This window comes from Achromobacter agilis (assembly GCF_900496965.1).
In the GTDB taxonomy this organism is placed as follows: Bacteria; Pseudomonadota; Gammaproteobacteria; order Burkholderiales; family Burkholderiaceae_B; genus Achromobacter; species Achromobacter agilis.
In genome coordinates, this window is sequence record NZ_UFQB01000035.1 from 1 (window position 1) to 15380 (window position 15380).

Consider the following 15380-nt stretch of genomic DNA (forward strand, 5'->3'; position numbering starts at 1 on the left):
ATCCTCTTCTGCCATCACTGCCTCGGACAAGTGGATCTGAAGGCCATGAAGTAAGCTGATCAACCTGTTACCCATGTTCCCGTACACCTGTTACCTATGTCCCCGGTCCGTACAAACCGCCCCTTCGGGGGGCAGCTAGCCCACGGTAGTGGGCGCGGCGTGGGGGCTCACCGTTTCCCCGCCGGGCCGCCCCAAGGGGAAACCGCCCCCCCGGGGGGCAGCTAGCCCACGGTAGTGGGCGCGGCGTGGGGGCTCACAATACATCTCCCGCGTAGTCGGCCAGGCGGGAGCGTTCGCCGCGCTGCAACGTGACGTGGCCGGAGTGCGGCCAGCCCTTGAAGCGGTCGACCACGAACGTCAGGCCGGAACTGCCCTCGGTGAGGTAGGGCGTATCGATCTGGGCGACGTTGCCCAGGCAGATCACCTTGGTGCCGGGACCCGCGCGCGTCACCAGCGTTTTCATCTGCTTGGGCGTGAGGTTCTGCGCCTCGTCGATGATCAGGTACTTGTTCAGGAAGGTGCGGCCGCGCATGAAGTTCAGGGACTTGACCTTGATGCGCGAGCGGATCAGGTCCATGGTGGCGGCGCGCCCCCAGTCCCCGTTGCCTTCCCCTTCGCCCATGTTCAGCACGTCCAGGTTGTCTTCCAGCGCACCCATCCAGGGGAGCATCTTTTCCTCTTCCGTGCCGGGCAGGAAGCCGATGTCTTCACCGACGGGCACCGTGACGCGGGTCATGATGATTTCGGTATAGCGCTTGGTTTCCAGCACCTGGGTGATGCCCGCGGCCAGCGCCAGCAGCGTCTTGCCCGTGCCCGCCTGGCCCAGCAGCGACACGAAGTCGCATTCCGGGTTCATCAGCAGGTTCATGGCGAAGTTCTGCTCGCGGTTGCGCGCGGTAATGCCCCAGACGTTGTTCTTGCCGTGCGTGTAGTCGCGCAGCGTCGCCAGCACCGCCATCTTGCCGCTGACCTCGCGCACCTGCGCGTACAGGGGCATCTGGCCTTCGAAGTAGACGAACTGGTTGACGACGAACTGCGAGCACAGCGGTCCGTGGATGCGGTAGAAGGTGGTGCCGCCCTGCTGCCAGGATTCGACGTCCTTGCCGTGCTTGTTCCAGAAGTCCTCGGGCAGCTGCATGACGCCCGAATACATCAGGTCCGAGTCTTCGAGGGCGTGGTCGTTGAAGTAGTCTTCGGCGGCCATGCCCAGCGCGCGCGCCTTCAGGCGCATGTTGATGTCCTTGGACACCAGCACGACCTCGCGCTGCGGGTACTTTTCCTGCAGGGCGCGGACGACGCCCAGGATCTGGTTGTCGGCCTTGCCCATGGGCAGGTCGGAGGGCAGGGTGCTGTGGATGGCCGTGGTCTGGAACATCAGGCGCCCGGTGGCGTCCTTGTTGCCCAGCTTGGCCAGCTCCAGCCCTTCATCGAGCTGGGTGGCGTCCTGCACCAGCGCGTCCAGCGAACGGCTGACCTGGCGCGCGTTGCGCGCCACTTCCGACATGCCTTTCTTCTGGTGGTCCAGCTCTTCGAGCGTCATCATCGGCAGGAAGATGTCGTGCTCTTCGAAGCGGAACAGCGAGCTGGGATCGTGCAGCAGCACGTTCGTGTCCAGGACGAACAGCTTGCGCGGCGCGTTCTGGGCGCGCGGTTTGGCGCGTTTGGCGGGAGCGGCCGCCGGCTTGGCCTGGCGCTGTTCGGCGCGCACGGCCGGCGCCGCGGGAGGCGGCGGCACTTGGCGGGCCGGGACGGGAGCCTGCGCCTTGCGGGCCGGAGCGGCCAGTCCGTCGAGTTCAGGCTGGACGGACAGCACTTCCTCGTCGTCTTCGGCCAGGGCGGCCTGGGTGTTCGACCGCGCAGCGGCGGTCTTGGTCGTGCGGGCCTGCGCCCGGGCGGGCTCGCCCGAGGGGAAGGTCAGGATGGCTGCGGGGCGGGTGGGCAACTTCGGAAGCGGCATATGCGTCACTCTCCAGTGTGGGCCGGCTATAGCGCCTGACGGGTCTACCTGAGCTTGCGGCTAGCCGATGCTCTTTGCGGCTTGCAGGACTTCCTTCGCGTGGCCCGGGACCTTCACCCCGCGCCACTCCTGCACCAACACGCCGTAGGCATCGATCAAGAAGGTGCTGCGTTCGATGCCGCGCACCTGCTTGCCGTACATGTTCTTCTGCTTGATGACGCCGAACAGACTGCACACGGTTTCGTCGGCGTCGGAGATGAGAGGGAAAGGAAGTTCGTACTTGGCCTTGAAATTCTCGTGCGATTTCAGCGAATCGCGCGAGATACCGATGACCACGGCGCTGGCTGCCAGGAATTCGGCGTGCAGGTCGCGGAAGTCCTGGCTTTCGGTGGTGCAGCCAGGCGTGTTGTCCTTGGGATAGAAATACAGGATCACGGCGCGGCCCTGGCATTGCTCGAGGCTGATCGGACCTATGGTGCTTTCAGCGGTGAACGGCGGGGCGGGCTTGCCTATGGTCGGCGTCATTGCTGGGATTCTCCGGTGGGAGGGATGAGGGCCACGACGACGCGCCGGCCCTCCGCCATCAGGATGTTGTAGGTGCGCGAGGCGGCGTGGGTGTCCATGATCTCGACGCCGATGCCGAGCGCCAGCAGGGGGCGCAGCACGTCGGGGCGCAGGAACTGCTGCCTGCCGCCGGTTCCCACCAGCAGCACCTCCGGTGCATTCGCGGGGCGCCCGGGGGCGGCTTCAGGTTCGTCCAGGAACGCCAATGGATCGCGGACGGGCTCGGACAAACCGGCCGCCTGGAGCAAGAGGGTAGGGGTGATGTCGGCCGGCGACTCGACGGGCCATTGGGTAACTTCGCCCTCGGGGCCGAACGCGACCGATGAGGAAAAACGTACCTGGTTGACCTCGATATAACCATCACCATAGGCGGTGACGGTGTTCAGGGCGGCCGTCGCAGGATCGGTATGCAGCTTCAATAAAAACTCCAGCTTTATGTGCCTGATAATAGCGCATCAACATGTCGCCATGTTGCACCGTATTCACGCGGCGGGCGAAGCCCCCGCGCCGCGCCCTTCCTGCGGGCTTGCGGGCCTGCGGGGGGAGGTGTTTTGCCTGAGGCGGCAGGGGTGAAAACGGCCCCATTTTGTTGCCATTTGCCGCCTAGGCGTCCTTGCGCTAGATTACAGGGTTTTGCTGCGCTGCAATCTTGCGGCGACGCGGCCATTTGGCTCCCTTTTCCCCTTCGCGCGACCGCGCCCTGGTTTTTTTGCTTTTTTTCCGCCCCTAAGGATTCCCATCATGAGGAAGTTCTCTCGCATCGAGCGTTTGCCCCCGTACGTTTTCAACATTACCGGCGAGCTCAAGATGGCGGCCCGCAGGCGGGGCGAAGACATCATCGATATGTCCATGGGCAATCCGGACGGCGCGACGCCGAAGCACATCGTCGACAAGATGGTGGAAGCCACCACGCGCCCGACCACGCACGGCTACTCGGTGTCCAAAGGCATCCCGCGCCTGCGCAAGGCGATCTGCGACTGGTACCAGCGCCGCTACGCCGTCGAGTTCGACCCGGATTCCGAGGCCATCGTCACGATCGGCTCCAAGGAAGGCCTGGCCCACTTGATGCTGGCCACGCTGGACCGCGGCGACACCGTGCTGGTGCCGAACCCCAGCTACCCGATCCACATCTACGGCGCGGTCATCGCCGGCGCCAACATCCGTTCCGTGCGCATGACGCCGGGCGTGGATTTCTTCGAAGAGCTGGAACGCGCCGTGCGCGAATCCATTCCGAAGCCCAAGATGATGGTGCTGGGCTTTCCCAGCAACCCGACCGCCCAGTGCGTGGACCTGTCATTCTTCGAACGCGTGGTGGCGCTGGCCAAGGAACACGACATCCTCGTCGTGCATGACCTGGCTTACGCCGACATCACCTTCGACGGCTACGTGGCCCCGTCCATCATGCAGGTGCCCGGCGCGCGCGACGTCGCCGTCGAGTTCTTCACGATGAGCAAGAGCTACAACATGGCCGGCTGGCGCATCGGCTACATGGTCGGCAACCGCGAGCTGGTCAACGCGCTGGCCCGCATCAAGAGTTATCACGATTACGGCACGTTCACGCCGATCCAGGTGGCGTCCATCGCCGCCCTGGACGGCCCGCAGGACTGCGTGAACGAGATCGTGGCGCAGTACCAGAGCCGCCGCGACGTCCTCGTGCGCGGCCTGCATGAAGCAGGTTGGAATGTGGAGATTCCCAAGGCGTCCATGTACATCTGGGCGCAGATCCCCGAACCCTACCGGGCAATGGGCTCTTTGGAGTTTGCCAAACGCGTCCTGTCGGATGCGAAAGTGGCCGTGTCCCCCGGGATCGGCTTCGGCGAGTATGGCGACGAATACGTGCGCTTCGCGCTTATCGAAAACGAGCAACGCACCCGGCAAGCGGTGCGCGGCATCAAAGATATGTTCCGCAAGGACGGGTTGCTGAAGTAGAGGCTCCCCCCGCAGCGCTGCGCGCTTCCCCCCAGGGGGCATGCCTGCGGACCGGCGGAGCCGGATCCGCGGCATCGCGACAGCGCAACGTTTCTTGCGTCGAGTGTGTCGCACAGCAGTTATGGAGAACTGAAAATGAATTCCCCTCAACGCCCGCCCGCAGAGGGCGCCGCGATGAACCCCATGAAAGTGGGCCTGCTGGGCCTTGGCGTGGTGGGCGGCGGCACGTGGACCGTGCTGTCGCGCAACGCCGAGGAAATCGCGCGCCGCGCCGGACGCCGTATCGAGGTGACCCGCGCCGCCGTGCGCGACGTGGCCAAGGCGCGCGCGCGCGTCGGCGACGCGATCCTGGTCGACACCGATGTGCACGCGTTGGTGCGCGACCCGGAAATCGATATCGTCGTCGAACTCATCGGCGGCGACACGCTGGCGCGCGAGCTGGTGCTGGAAGCCATTGCCAACGGCAAGCACGTGGTCACCGCGAACAAGGCCCTGCTGGCCAAGCACGGCAACGAGATCTTCGCCGCGGCGCACGAGCGCGGCGTGATGGTGACGTTCGAAGCCGCCGTTGCCGGCGGCATCCCCATCATCAAGGCGATCCGGGAGGGCCTGACGGCCAACCGCATTCAGTGGGTGGCCGGCATCATCAATGGCACCACGAACTTCATCCTGTCCGAAATGCGGTCGCGCGGCCTGCCGTTCGCCGACGTGCTGGCCGAGGCACAGCGCCTGGGCTACGCCGAAGCCGATCCCACGTTCGACGTGGAAGGCGTGGACGCCGCTCACAAGCTGACGCTGCTGGCCTCGCTGGCCTTCGGCGTGCCCGTGCAGTTCGACCGTGCCCACATCGAAGGCATTTCGCAGCTGGCCGCCGAAGACATCGAACACGCCGAGCGCCTGGGCTACCGCATCAAGCTGCTGGGCATCACCAAGCGGCGCGCCGATGGCATCGAACTGCGCGTGCATCCCGCGCTGGTGCCGGCCGAACGCCTGCTGGCCAATGTCGAAGGCGCGATGAACGCCGTGCTGGTCAAGGGCGACGCCGTCGGCCCGACGCTGTACTACGGCCAGGGCGCGGGCGAAGAGCCCACGGCCTCGGCCGTCGTGGCCGACCTGGTCGACGTGACCCGCCTGCACACCGCGGATCCGGGCAACCGCGTGCCGCACCTGGCCTTCCAGCCGGACGCCATGTCGGACACGCCGATCCTGTCGATCGAACAGGTCAGCACGTCGTACTACCTGCGCCTGCGCGTGGACGACCAGCCCGGCGTGCTGGCCGACATCGCCCGCATCCTGGCCGACCGCTCCATCTCGATCGGGTCGATGATCCAGCAGCCGTCCCATATCGGCGGCGCGGATATCATCTTCCTGACGCACGAAGCGGTGGAAGGCAACGTCAACCAGGCCATCGAACGCATCGAAGCCTTGCCGTTCGTGCGCTCCAAGGTCACGCGCCTGCGCGTGGAAAACCTGATCTAATGGGTGAACCCACCCCCGGGGCGCCAGAGGCGCCTCTCCCTCAAGGGGGCGCGCAGGCGGACCGGCAAAGCCGGATCCGCGGCGCCTCGCTTTGAGGCGAACTGCTGCCGTAGTTCGCGTAGGGGGTTTAGTGGAAGTCTCGACATGAAATACATTTCTACCCGCGGCGGCATGGCCGCGCTGGAATTCTCGGACATCCTGTTGGAAGGCCTGGCGCCGGACGGCGGGCTGGCCATGCCGGAACAACTGCCGCAGGTGTCGGCCGAGACGCTCGAGTCGTGGCGCGGCCTGCCGTACGCCGACCTGGCGTTTGAAGTACTGTCGCTGTTCGCCACCGACATTCCGGCGGACGACCTGCGCCGCCTGACCCGTGCCGCCTACACACAAGAGACGTTCAACAGCGAAGACATCGTCCCGCTGCGTCCGCTGGACGGCGGCCTGTCGTTGCTGGGCCTGTCCGAGGGGCCGACGCTGGCGTTCAAAGACATGGCCATGCAGTTCCTGGGCCAGGTGTTCGAATACGTGCTGGGCAAGCGAGGCACCACGCTGAATATCGTCGGCGCCACCTCCGGCGACACGGGCTCGGCGGCGGAATATGCCCTGCGCGGCAAGCGCGGCGTGGCGGTGTTCATGCTTTCTCCCCACGGCCGCATGAGCGCCTTCCAGCGCGCGCAGATGTACTCGCTGCAGGACGAGAACATTCACAACATCGCCGTGCGCGGCGTGTTCGATGAAGCGCAAGACATCGTCAAGGCGCTGGCGGGCGACCTGGCGTTCAAGACCAAGTACCGCCTGGGCGCCGTGAACTCCATCAATTGGGCGCGCATTGCGGCTCAGGTGGTGTATTACTTCCACGGCTGGCTGCGCGCCACCAGCAAGCCGGGCCAGCAGGTGTCGTTCGCTGTGCCCTCGGGCAACTTCGGCAACATCCTGTCGGGCCATATCGCCCGCAGTATGGGCCTGCCCATCCGCCGCCTGGTGCTGGCCACGAACGAGAACAACGTGCTGGAAGAATTCTTCCGCACCGGCGTGTACCGCCCGCGTCCCGCGGAACAGACCTACGCCACCTCCAGTCCGTCCATGGACATCTCGCGCGCATCGAATTTCGAGCGTTTCGTGTTCGACCTCGTGGGCCGCGACGCCAGCCGCGTGAAAGCGCTGTGGACCTCGCTGGCGCGTGACGGATCGTTCGACCTTTCGGACCTGCTGCCGCAGTTCGAGTCCCGTTACGGCTTTGTGTCGGGCGCGAGCTCGCACGGCGACCGCCTGGCCACGATCCGTTCCGTTTACGACGCCACGGGCGTGCTGATCGATCCGCACACGGCCGACGGCGTCAAGGTCGCGCGCGACTTCATCGAGCCCGGCGTGCCGATGCTCGTCCTTGAAACCGCCTTGCCTGCGAAGTTCTCGGAAACGATCGAGGAGGCGCTGGGCCATCCGGCCAAGCCGCCGGGCAACCTGGCCGATCTGGAGTCCCTGCCGCAGCGCGTGGAAGTCATGGATTGCGACCAGGCCGAAGTGCGCCGCTTCATCGAGGCGCATGCCAAGGTGTAAAGGCCGCTTGCCGCTTGTGTAAGTGTGCAACCCCTCGCAGGCCCGGCTTGCGAGGGGTTTTTCGTTTTTGCCGCCGGGCCGCCATAAGGCGAAAAGCGCCGGTTTGCGCGGTGCCGGGCGCGGACGAACGGATTACGTTCTCATGCATTTTGACGACAACCCGTCACGTATGGGGCTGCAGCGTCAGATACAGTAAATCCACATTCACACTTGGAGAACACGCCCATGAACCTGAAGACCATGACGCTTGTCCTGGCTGTGACAGGATTTGGAGTGCTGGCCGGATGCTCGTCCCCCTCGGTCATTCAGCAGCGGGACGGCAGCTCGACCGTGACGCCCGACGAGCCCAAGTACGACAAGGATTCCGGCATGTACGAATACGACAAGGACGGCAAGAAGGTCCAGATCAACAAGGACGATGTGAAGTCGATCGAACAGGTCAAGTAAGCGCTCTTCCGGCACGCGGAATGTAAAAGCCCCGGCTCGTTGCGAGCCGGGGCTTTGCTTTTATGCCGCCGCGTCCTACGCGGCGTCTTCGGCGTGGTAGCGGCCCACGCGCTCGACTTCGTTCTTCGAGCCCAGGATCACGCTCACGCGCTGGTGCAGCTTCTCGGGCTGGATGTCCAGGATGCGCTGGACGCCGTTGATGGCCGCGCCGCCTGCCTGCTCGATCAGGAAGCTCATGGGGTTGGCTTCGTACATCAGGCGCAGCTTGCCGGCCTTGCCGGGTTCGCGGGCGTCCCAGGGGTACATGAAGATGCCGCCGCGGGTCAGGATGCGATGCACGTCGGCCACCATCGAGGCGATCCAGCGCATGTTGTAGTCCTTGCCCAGGGGGCCGGTGGTGCCGGCCAGGCAGTCGTCGATGTAGCGCTTGACCGGGGCGGCCCAGTGGCGCATGTTCGACATGTTGATGGCGAATTCCTTGGTGTCTTCGGGCACGCGGATATCTTCGTGCGTCAGCACCCAGGAGCCCATTTCGCGGTCCAGCGTGAAGCCTACGACGCCGCTGCCGATCGTCAGCACCAGCATGGTCTGCGGGCCATAGACGGCATAGCCGGCCACGACCTGCTTGTCGCCGGGCTGCAGGAAATCCTGTTCGCACACCGGAGCGCCCGACACGTTGTGGGGCGCGTGCAGCACCGAGAAGATAGTGCCGATCGAGACGTTCACGTCGATGTTCGAGGAGCCGTCCAGGGGATCGAACAGCAGCAGGTATTCGCCCTTGGGATAGCGATTCGGGATCAGGTGGATGGTTTCCATTTCCTCGGACGCCATGGCCGCCAGGTGGCCGCCCCATTCGTTGGCTTCGAGGAGGATCTCGTTGGACAGTACGTCCAGCTTTTTCTGGACTTCGCCCTGGACGTTCTCGCTTTCCAGGCTGCCCAGGACGCCGCCGAGCGCGCCCTTGCTTACCGCATGGCTGATGGCCTTGCAGGCGCGCGCGACCACCTCGATGAGCAGTCGCACTTCCGGCGCAAGGGCTTGGGCGGAGCGTTGCTGCTCCACCAGGTATTGGGTCAGTGTTTTACGTTTCAAAAGGATCTCCCTATGCTGCGAATTCTAAAGCCTTGGATACGATTTCCTGCACGTTGCGCGACAGCCCTTCATGCGCCTGCACCCGTTGCAGCGCAGCTTGCATCGGCGCGCGCAGGGTGGGGACGAAGCGCGCCCAATTGTCCAGCGCACGGGCCAGGCGGGCGGCGATTTCCGGGTTGAGCGCGTCCAGCGCCAGCACCTGCTCGGCCCAGAACGCATAGCCCGAACCATCCGGGTGATGCATGCCGCGGGCATTGTTCAGGCAGAACTGGAAAATCAGCGCGCGGGCGCGGTTCGGGTTGCGCAGCGTGAATGCCGGATGCTGCATCAGTTCGCGCGCGGCCTGCACCGTGGTCGAGCGCGCGCTAGCCTGCAAGGCGAACCATTTGTCCACCACCAGCGGATTGTCGCGCCATTTGTCGTAGAACGCGGCCAGTGCCTGCCGCGGAAATTCTCCCTGGCCGAAATTGATCAGGGCGGACAGCGCGGCCATACTGTCGGTCATGTTGCCCGCCTGGCCGTAGAGCTGTTCGGCCAGGCCCTGGGCGCCGGCCTCGCCGGCAGCCATGAGGTGGCCCAACGCCAGGTTCTTCAGGGCGCGCTTGCCGGCGGGGACCGGGGCCGGGCTGTATTCGCCCGGGGTCTGGTTGGCCTGGTAGGCCTGGCGGAATTCGGCGGCCAGTTGGCGGCCCAGTTCGGCGCGCAGGAAGTCGCGGGCCACGGCCAGGGCGGGCGGGTCGACCTGACGCATGCGTTCGGCCAGCGTCTTCTCCGAAGGCAGGGCCAGCGCGCGGGCGCGGTAGGCGGCGTCGATCGCGGGATCGGTCAGCAGCGCGCGCCAGGTGTTGATGAAGGAGGCATCGGCCTGCAGCGTCCCGCCGGCCTGGTGCGCTTCGGCCAAGGCAAGGATCTGCCGGGTGGCGAATTCCTGGCCGGCTTCCCAGCGCGCGAACGGGTTGCTGTCGTGCGCGGAAAGCAGAGCGAGTTCCTCGTCCGTCCAGGCGTATTCCACGATGACGGGCGCCGAGAAATCGCGCAGCAGCGACGGTACGGGACGTTCGGCGATGTCTTCGAAAACCCATTGCTGGCTCTGCGTGGTCAGTTCCAGCAGGGCGGTTTCCCGGGCTTCGCCCTCATGGTGCAGCGCCAGCGCGCGGCCCTGGTGGTCCAGCAGGCCGATGGCGAACGGGATGTGATAAGGCGCCTTGACGTAGTCGGCGCCAGCCTTTTTTTCCACGCCGACCGGCGGGCATTCCTGGGTGAGCGTCACGGTGCAGCGGCGCGCGGCGGCGTCGTGGTCCAGTTTGACGGTCACGCGCGGCGTGCCGGCCTGGCGGTACCAGCGTCGGAACACGGACAGATCGCGGCCGGGGTGCTGACGCACGTAGACGGATTCCATGGCCGCGACGAAGTCGTCGCAGGTTACGGCCTGGCCGTCGTGGCGACGGAAATATTCGTCCATGCCGGCGCGGAAGCCTTCCTCGCCCAGCAGGGTGTGTTGCATGCGGATGACCTCGGCGCCTTTTTCGTACACGGTGGCCGTGTAGAAGTTGCCGATCTCCTGGTAGCTTTCCGGGCGGATGGGGTGAGCCATCGGGCCGGCGTCTTCCGGGAACTGGGCGGCGCGCAGCGCCACCACGTCGTCGATGCGCTTGACGGCGCGGGCGCTGGCGGCTTCGGCGGCATCCATGCCGTTGGCCATCATGTCGGCGCTGAATTCCTGGTCGCGGAAGACGGTCAGGCCTTCCTTCAGGCTCAGCTGGAACCAGTCGCGGCAGGTTACGCGGTTGCCGGTCCAGTTGTGGAAGTACTCATGCCCGATGACGGATTCGATGCCTTCGTAGTTGGCGTCCGTGGCCGTGTCGGCATCGGCGAGCACGTAGGCGGCATTGAAAATGTTCAAGCCCTTGTTTTCCATCGCGCCCATGTTGAAGTCATGGACGGCCACCACCATGAAGCGGTCCAGGTCCAGCTCCAGGCCGAAGCGGCTTTCGTCCCAGCGCAGCGCGCGCACGAGCGAGTCCAGGGCCCATTCGGTCTTGGTTTCGGAGCCCGGGTCGCTATAGACCTGCAGCAGCACGTCGCGGCCGCTGGCGGTCTTTACCGTGGTTTCGCGGTGCGTGAGCTTGCCGGCCACCAGCGCGAACAGATAGCAGGGCTTAGGGAAGGGGTCTTCCCATTCGACCTCGTTGCGGCCGTCGGGCAGCTGACGCGAGGCGACCAGGTTGCCGTTTGACAGCAGCACCGGGTAGTCCGGCAGGGCGCGCAGGGTCACGTGGTAGCGCGACATGACGTCGGGGCGGTCGGCGAACCAGGTAATGCGGCGGAAACCCTCGGCCTCGCATTGCGTGAAGAAATTGCCGCCCGATACGTACAGGCCCATCAGCGTGGAATTGGCGGAAGGCTTGCAGCGGCTGACGATTTCCACCGTGGCGCTGGCGGGCAGGCCAAAGAGTTCGAGACGGTGGCCGGACAGGCGGTAACGGTTGGCGGGCAATGCCGCGCCATCCACCCCTACCGAGACGAGTTCCAGGTCTTCTCCATCGAGAACCAGGGCGGCGTCGGCGCTGGCTCCGGGCTTGCGCCGCACCTGCATGACGCAACGCACTTCGGTTGCGTCGGGGGCAAGGTCGAACGCAAGGGCGACTTCGGGAATGTCGTAGGGGTAGGGCTGGTAATCCTTGCGATATACGGTTACGGGCGTGTCTGTGCGCATGGGATTGCAGTCCTGTATGAACGAGGGACCTATTGTAGTGGCTGGGCACGCCGCGCCGCCCGCCACCTTGTGAGCTACCGTAAACTTTTCAAGGCCGCGCCGGTCAAAGCTCAGTATGATGGCGCCGTCGCGCGCGAAGGAGTCGCAGAATGTCGAGGTCGTCTATGTTCAATGCGGGCCGCTGGGCCGGTTTGCTCGCCGTGCTGGGGGCGCTTGCATTGACGGGCTGCGCGGCTCCCACGGTATCGGCGCGCGTGACGTCCTTTCAACAATGGCCTACGGGCGTGGAGGGGCAGACCTACCAGTTCGTGCCGGCCGATCCGTCGCAAAACAATAATCTCGAATACCAGTCCTATCAGGATATGGTGCGGGCCGGCATCGGACCGACCGGCCTGGTCGAGGCCAAACCCGGCGCCAAGGGGCGTTTCGACGTCTCGTTCCGTTACGGAACCACGCAAACGCAGGTAATGGTGCGGCGTCCGTATAACCCGTATTTCTACGGTGGGTATGGCTATGGCGGTTTTTACGGCCCTGGCCCCTGGGGGGGCGGCTACTGGGGGCCGGACTGGGTTGACGTGCCGACGGTCGTGCAGCGCAATTCGCTGACGCTGCAGATCCACGATACCCAGCGCGGCGGCGCGGAGGTATACCGTTCCACCGCTTTCATACTGAGCGAACGCGACGATTTCCTGCGGACCATGCCGTATCTCGTCCGTGCAATATTTGATAATTTTCCGGGAAATAATGGTGCGGAGCGCGAGATCCAGTTTCCCGTCCAATAAGTTCCGGCCGGCCTTTTACGGCTAGCCGCATAAATAAAATCGGCGCACCAACATGGTGCGCCGATTTTATTTCTTACTTCTGGATAGGTTTTATTCTTTGATGAGAAAACTGTCGCGCGTGGCGCCGGCGGCTTCTTCAGCAGCCAGCCAGCGGGGCGCCTTGCCGCGGCCGCTCCAGGTTTCCCCGGTTTGCGGGTGGCGGTACTTGGGCGCCACGGCGCGCTTGGCCGCGTTGGCGGGGCGGGAGGCTGCAGGGCCGGCCTTGCGGCGTCCGGCGGGGGCGCGGGCGGTTTTGCCGGCGCCATAGGCTGCAATGATCTCCTCGGGCGTGATGTCGTACTCGCGCATCGAGGCGATGATCGACGAGATCACGGGCTTGCGGCGCTTCGTTTGGAGGACTTCAGCCTTCTTCTGGAGCTTGTTGATTTCCTTTTCGATCTTTGCTTGCAGTGCTGCGTAGGTTTCTCGGGCCATGGTTTATTCCTGATTATGGAACTGCTTTTAATCGCCGGCGAAGTTATGTGTATTTGTTGTGCTTCGCATAATACAGAAATTACGCCTTGACTTCCTGGTTTTAGGACTAATTACTTTGTATCAAAAGAGCCGGCTGCCTTTTCCGCTTTACCGGCAGCGCCGGAAGCAACGGTTGGGAATGGTATTCCCATATTTGGGACAACTTGAAACAAATCCGGCGTTGGTTCACGAGGCGGACGAATCGCGCGCCATATTTTCCCGGAAGCCTGGTTTTGCTTCGTGGCGCGAGCGCGCCGGGCGCGCCGCGGTTCACCGCAATGCCGCCGGCGAGCTGCGGAGATTGGGCGGCAAGCGGGCGGCGGAGTTCCGCCGGGTAGTCTGATGACTTGTCATGAAGGGCCGCCCGTATTGGCGAGCGCCCGCGCATTTTGGCATTCCCATCCGGCGAGAATGCCTTGGCGACCATAACCCGGCTGCAAATTGTCCGGGTTTCATTTTCATGTCAGGTTGTATGACGAGTATCGAAAGGCTTGTGGATCGCCGCAGCCAAGTTCAGGAAAAGTGTTTCATAAAACTCGTTCACCCGAGGTTTGCTTAACTTGATACGTAATATTCCGGCCCCATCTGATCTTGCGTAGATAATCAGCGCCCCCATTTTTCCGTGTTCCGGCCCGTCGAGGCCAGCCCGGCTTTTTCGGGCAGGGCCGGGACGCCGGGCCTGTGTCGGCGTTACGATATGGTCTTGAGCGCCATTGCAGGCGGGCGCCTCCGCGCCGCCGCCCCTGAATAGAGTCCCATGAAAATCATCGATCCCGCCATTGCTTCTCTCGCCACCGCCAAATCGCTGCTGCTCGACCCCTGGGGGCTGACGGAGGCGGACATGGCGCGCGCGCTGGGTGAGATCTTCACCCATAAGGTCGACTATGCCGACCTGTATTTCCAATACACGCGCAGTGAGGGCTGGAGCCTGGAAGAGGGCATCGTCAAGACGGGCAGCTTCTCGATCGGCCAGGGCGTTGGCGTGCGCGCCGTGAGCGGCGAGAAAACGGCTTTTGCCTATTCGGATTCGCTGTCGCCGGAAGCGCTGCTGTCGTCCGCCCATGCCGTGCGCGGCATCGCGCGGCGCGGCGCCGGCAAGGTGAAGGTGGCGGCGCAGGTCGAAGCCGAGATCGGCCGCAGCCTGTATGCCGATATCGATCCGGTGGCCACGCTGAGCGCGCCCGAGAAAGTCGCCCTGCTGGAACGCGTGGAGCGCATGGCGCGCGCGCGCGATCCACACGTGATCCAGGTCATGGCGGGACTGGGCGCCGAATACGACGTCGTCTTGGTGGCCGGCAGCGATGGCCGTCTGGCCGCGGACGTGCGTCCGCTGGTGCGCCTGTCCCTGACCGTCATCGCCGAGCGCAACGGCCGCCGCGAAATGGGCCATGCCGGAGGCGGTGGGCGCCTCGGCCTGGCGTACTTCACGGACGAGATGCTGCAGGGCTATGTCGAGCGAGCCGTCCACGAAGCCATGGTCAACCTGGAAGCGCGCCCCGCGCCGGCGGGCGAGATGACCGTGGTGCTGGGCTCGGGCTGGCCGGGCATCCTGCTGCACGAGGCCGTCGGCCACGGGCTGGAAGGCGACTTCAACCGCAAGGGGTCCAGCGTGTTTTCGGGCCGCGTCGGCGAACGGGTGGCCTCCAAGGGGGTCACGGTGGTGGACGACGGCACGATCCCGGACCGCCGCGGTTCGCTCAACATCGACGACGAAGGCAACGCCACGCAGCGCAACGTCCTGATCGAAGACGGCATCTTGCGCGGCTACATGCAGGACACGCTGAACGCGCGGCTCATGAAGACCGCCGCCACCGGCAACGGGCGCCGCGAATCGTTCGCCCACCTGCCGATGCCGCGCATGACCAATACCTACATGCTGGCGGGCGACAAGCCGGCCGAGGAGATCGTGTCGTCCGTGAAGCGCGGGCTGTACGCCGTGAATTTCGGCGGCGGCCAGGTCGACATCACGAACGGCAAGTTCGTTTTCTCGGCGTCCGAGGCCTATATGATCGAAAACGGCAAGGTAACGTACCCGGTCAAGGGCGCTACCCTGATCGGCAACGGCCCCGACGCCATGAACCGGGTCACCATGATCGGCAACGATCTGCAGTTGGATTCCGGCGTGGGCACCTGCGGCAAGGACGGCCAGAGCGTTCCCGTGGGCGTGGGTATGCCGACGGTCCGCATGGAAGGCCTGACGGTCGGCGGTACGGCTTAGGTTGCCCCCCACGCCGCGCCCGCTGCGCGGGCTAGCTGCCCCCCCGAGGGGGGGCTGCCTCGCCTTGGGGCGGCCCGGCGGCGAGGCGTTGCCCCCCATGCCGCGTCTCGAAAAAAATCTGACGCCTGC

12 protein-coding genes are annotated in these 15380 nt (G+C 64.8%); 6 read left to right on the forward strand and 6 right to left on the reverse strand.

All coding sequences use genetic code 11. The features are described 5' to 3' along the window. Positions 1-253: 253 nt before the first annotated feature. Genes AGI3411_RS27615 through AGI3411_RS27625 form a run of 3 tightly spaced genes read right to left on the reverse strand, consistent with a single transcriptional unit; the run spans position 254 to position 2940 of the window. Positions 254-1957, reverse strand: coding sequence for a PhoH family protein (locus tag AGI3411_RS27615; protein ID WP_129530510.1), 1704 nt, complete (start codon positions 1955-1957; stop codon positions 254-256). A 60-nt stretch (positions 1958-2017) separates the two neighbouring features. Beyond that, complete coding sequence (locus tag AGI3411_RS27620; RefSeq protein ID WP_129530511.1) at positions 2018-2482, reverse strand: peroxiredoxin; 465 nt, start codon at positions 2480-2482, stop codon at positions 2018-2020. After that, positions 2479-2940 (reverse strand): Mth938-like domain-containing protein, encoded by a 462-nt coding sequence (locus AGI3411_RS27625; RefSeq protein ID WP_129530512.1) that lies wholly within the window; start codon positions 2938-2940, stop codon positions 2479-2481. The genes AGI3411_RS27620 and AGI3411_RS27625 overlap by 4 nt, the downstream gene beginning before the upstream one ends. A 322-nt stretch (positions 2941-3262) precedes the next feature. Here AGI3411_RS27625 and alaC point away from each other — a divergent pair, with 322 nt between their 5' ends. From alaC to AGI3411_RS27645, 4 genes are all read left to right on the forward strand, one after another. Beyond that, complete coding sequence (gene alaC, locus AGI3411_RS27630; RefSeq protein WP_008164319.1) at positions 3263-4450, forward strand: alanine transaminase; 1188 nt, start codon at positions 3263-3265, stop codon at positions 4448-4450. Between the two features lie 174 nt (positions 4451-4624). After that, on the forward strand, positions 4625-5929 hold the full coding sequence (locus AGI3411_RS27635; RefSeq protein ID WP_129530556.1) for a homoserine dehydrogenase: 1305 nt from the start codon (positions 4625-4627) through the stop codon (positions 5927-5929). Between the two features lie 144 nt (positions 5930-6073). Then, complete coding sequence (thrC, locus tag AGI3411_RS27640) at positions 6074-7483, forward strand: threonine synthase (RefSeq protein ID WP_129530513.1); 1410 nt, start codon at positions 6074-6076, stop codon at positions 7481-7483. Positions 7484-7708: 225 nt separating this feature from the next. Further along, on the forward strand, positions 7709-7930 hold the full coding sequence (locus tag AGI3411_RS27645) for a YgdI/YgdR family lipoprotein (protein WP_129530514.1): 222 nt from the start codon (positions 7709-7711) through the stop codon (positions 7928-7930). 75 nt (positions 7931-8005) lie between these two features. On the opposite strand, the gene AGI3411_RS27650 is transcribed toward AGI3411_RS27645, so the two are convergent. Together AGI3411_RS27650 and pepN are read right to left on the reverse strand one after the other, a co-directional pair. Beyond that, on the reverse strand, positions 8006-9022 hold the full coding sequence (locus AGI3411_RS27650; RefSeq protein WP_129530515.1) for a class 1 fructose-bisphosphatase: 1017 nt from the start codon (positions 9020-9022) through the stop codon (positions 8006-8008). A gap of 10 nt (positions 9023-9032) precedes the next feature. Then, the gene (gene pepN, locus AGI3411_RS27655; protein WP_129530516.1) at positions 9033-11738 is read right to left on the reverse strand and encodes an aminopeptidase N; all 2706 of its coding nucleotides are present in this window, start codon (positions 11736-11738) and stop codon (positions 9033-9035) included. A gap of 149 nt (positions 11739-11887) precedes the next feature. On the opposite strand from pepN, the gene AGI3411_RS27660 reads away from it, so the two are divergent. Further along, positions 11888-12520: a DUF4136 domain-containing protein gene (locus AGI3411_RS27660; protein WP_129530517.1), complete on the forward strand. Its 633-nt coding sequence runs from the start codon at positions 11888-11890 to the stop codon at positions 12518-12520. A 90-nt stretch (positions 12521-12610) separates the two neighbouring features. Here AGI3411_RS27660 and AGI3411_RS27665 read toward each other — a convergent pair whose 3' ends face one another. Further along, positions 12611-12994, reverse strand: a complete 384-nt coding sequence (locus tag AGI3411_RS27665; RefSeq protein WP_129530518.1) for an H-NS histone family protein — start codon at positions 12992-12994, stop codon at positions 12611-12613. A 796-nt stretch (positions 12995-13790) separates the two neighbouring features. On the opposite strand from AGI3411_RS27665, the gene tldD reads away from it, so the two are divergent. Next, entirely contained in the window at positions 13791-15251 is a 1461-nt protein-coding gene (gene tldD, locus AGI3411_RS27670) for a metalloprotease TldD (protein ID WP_129530519.1), read from the forward strand. The last annotated feature ends 129 nt before the right edge of the window (positions 15252-15380 follow it).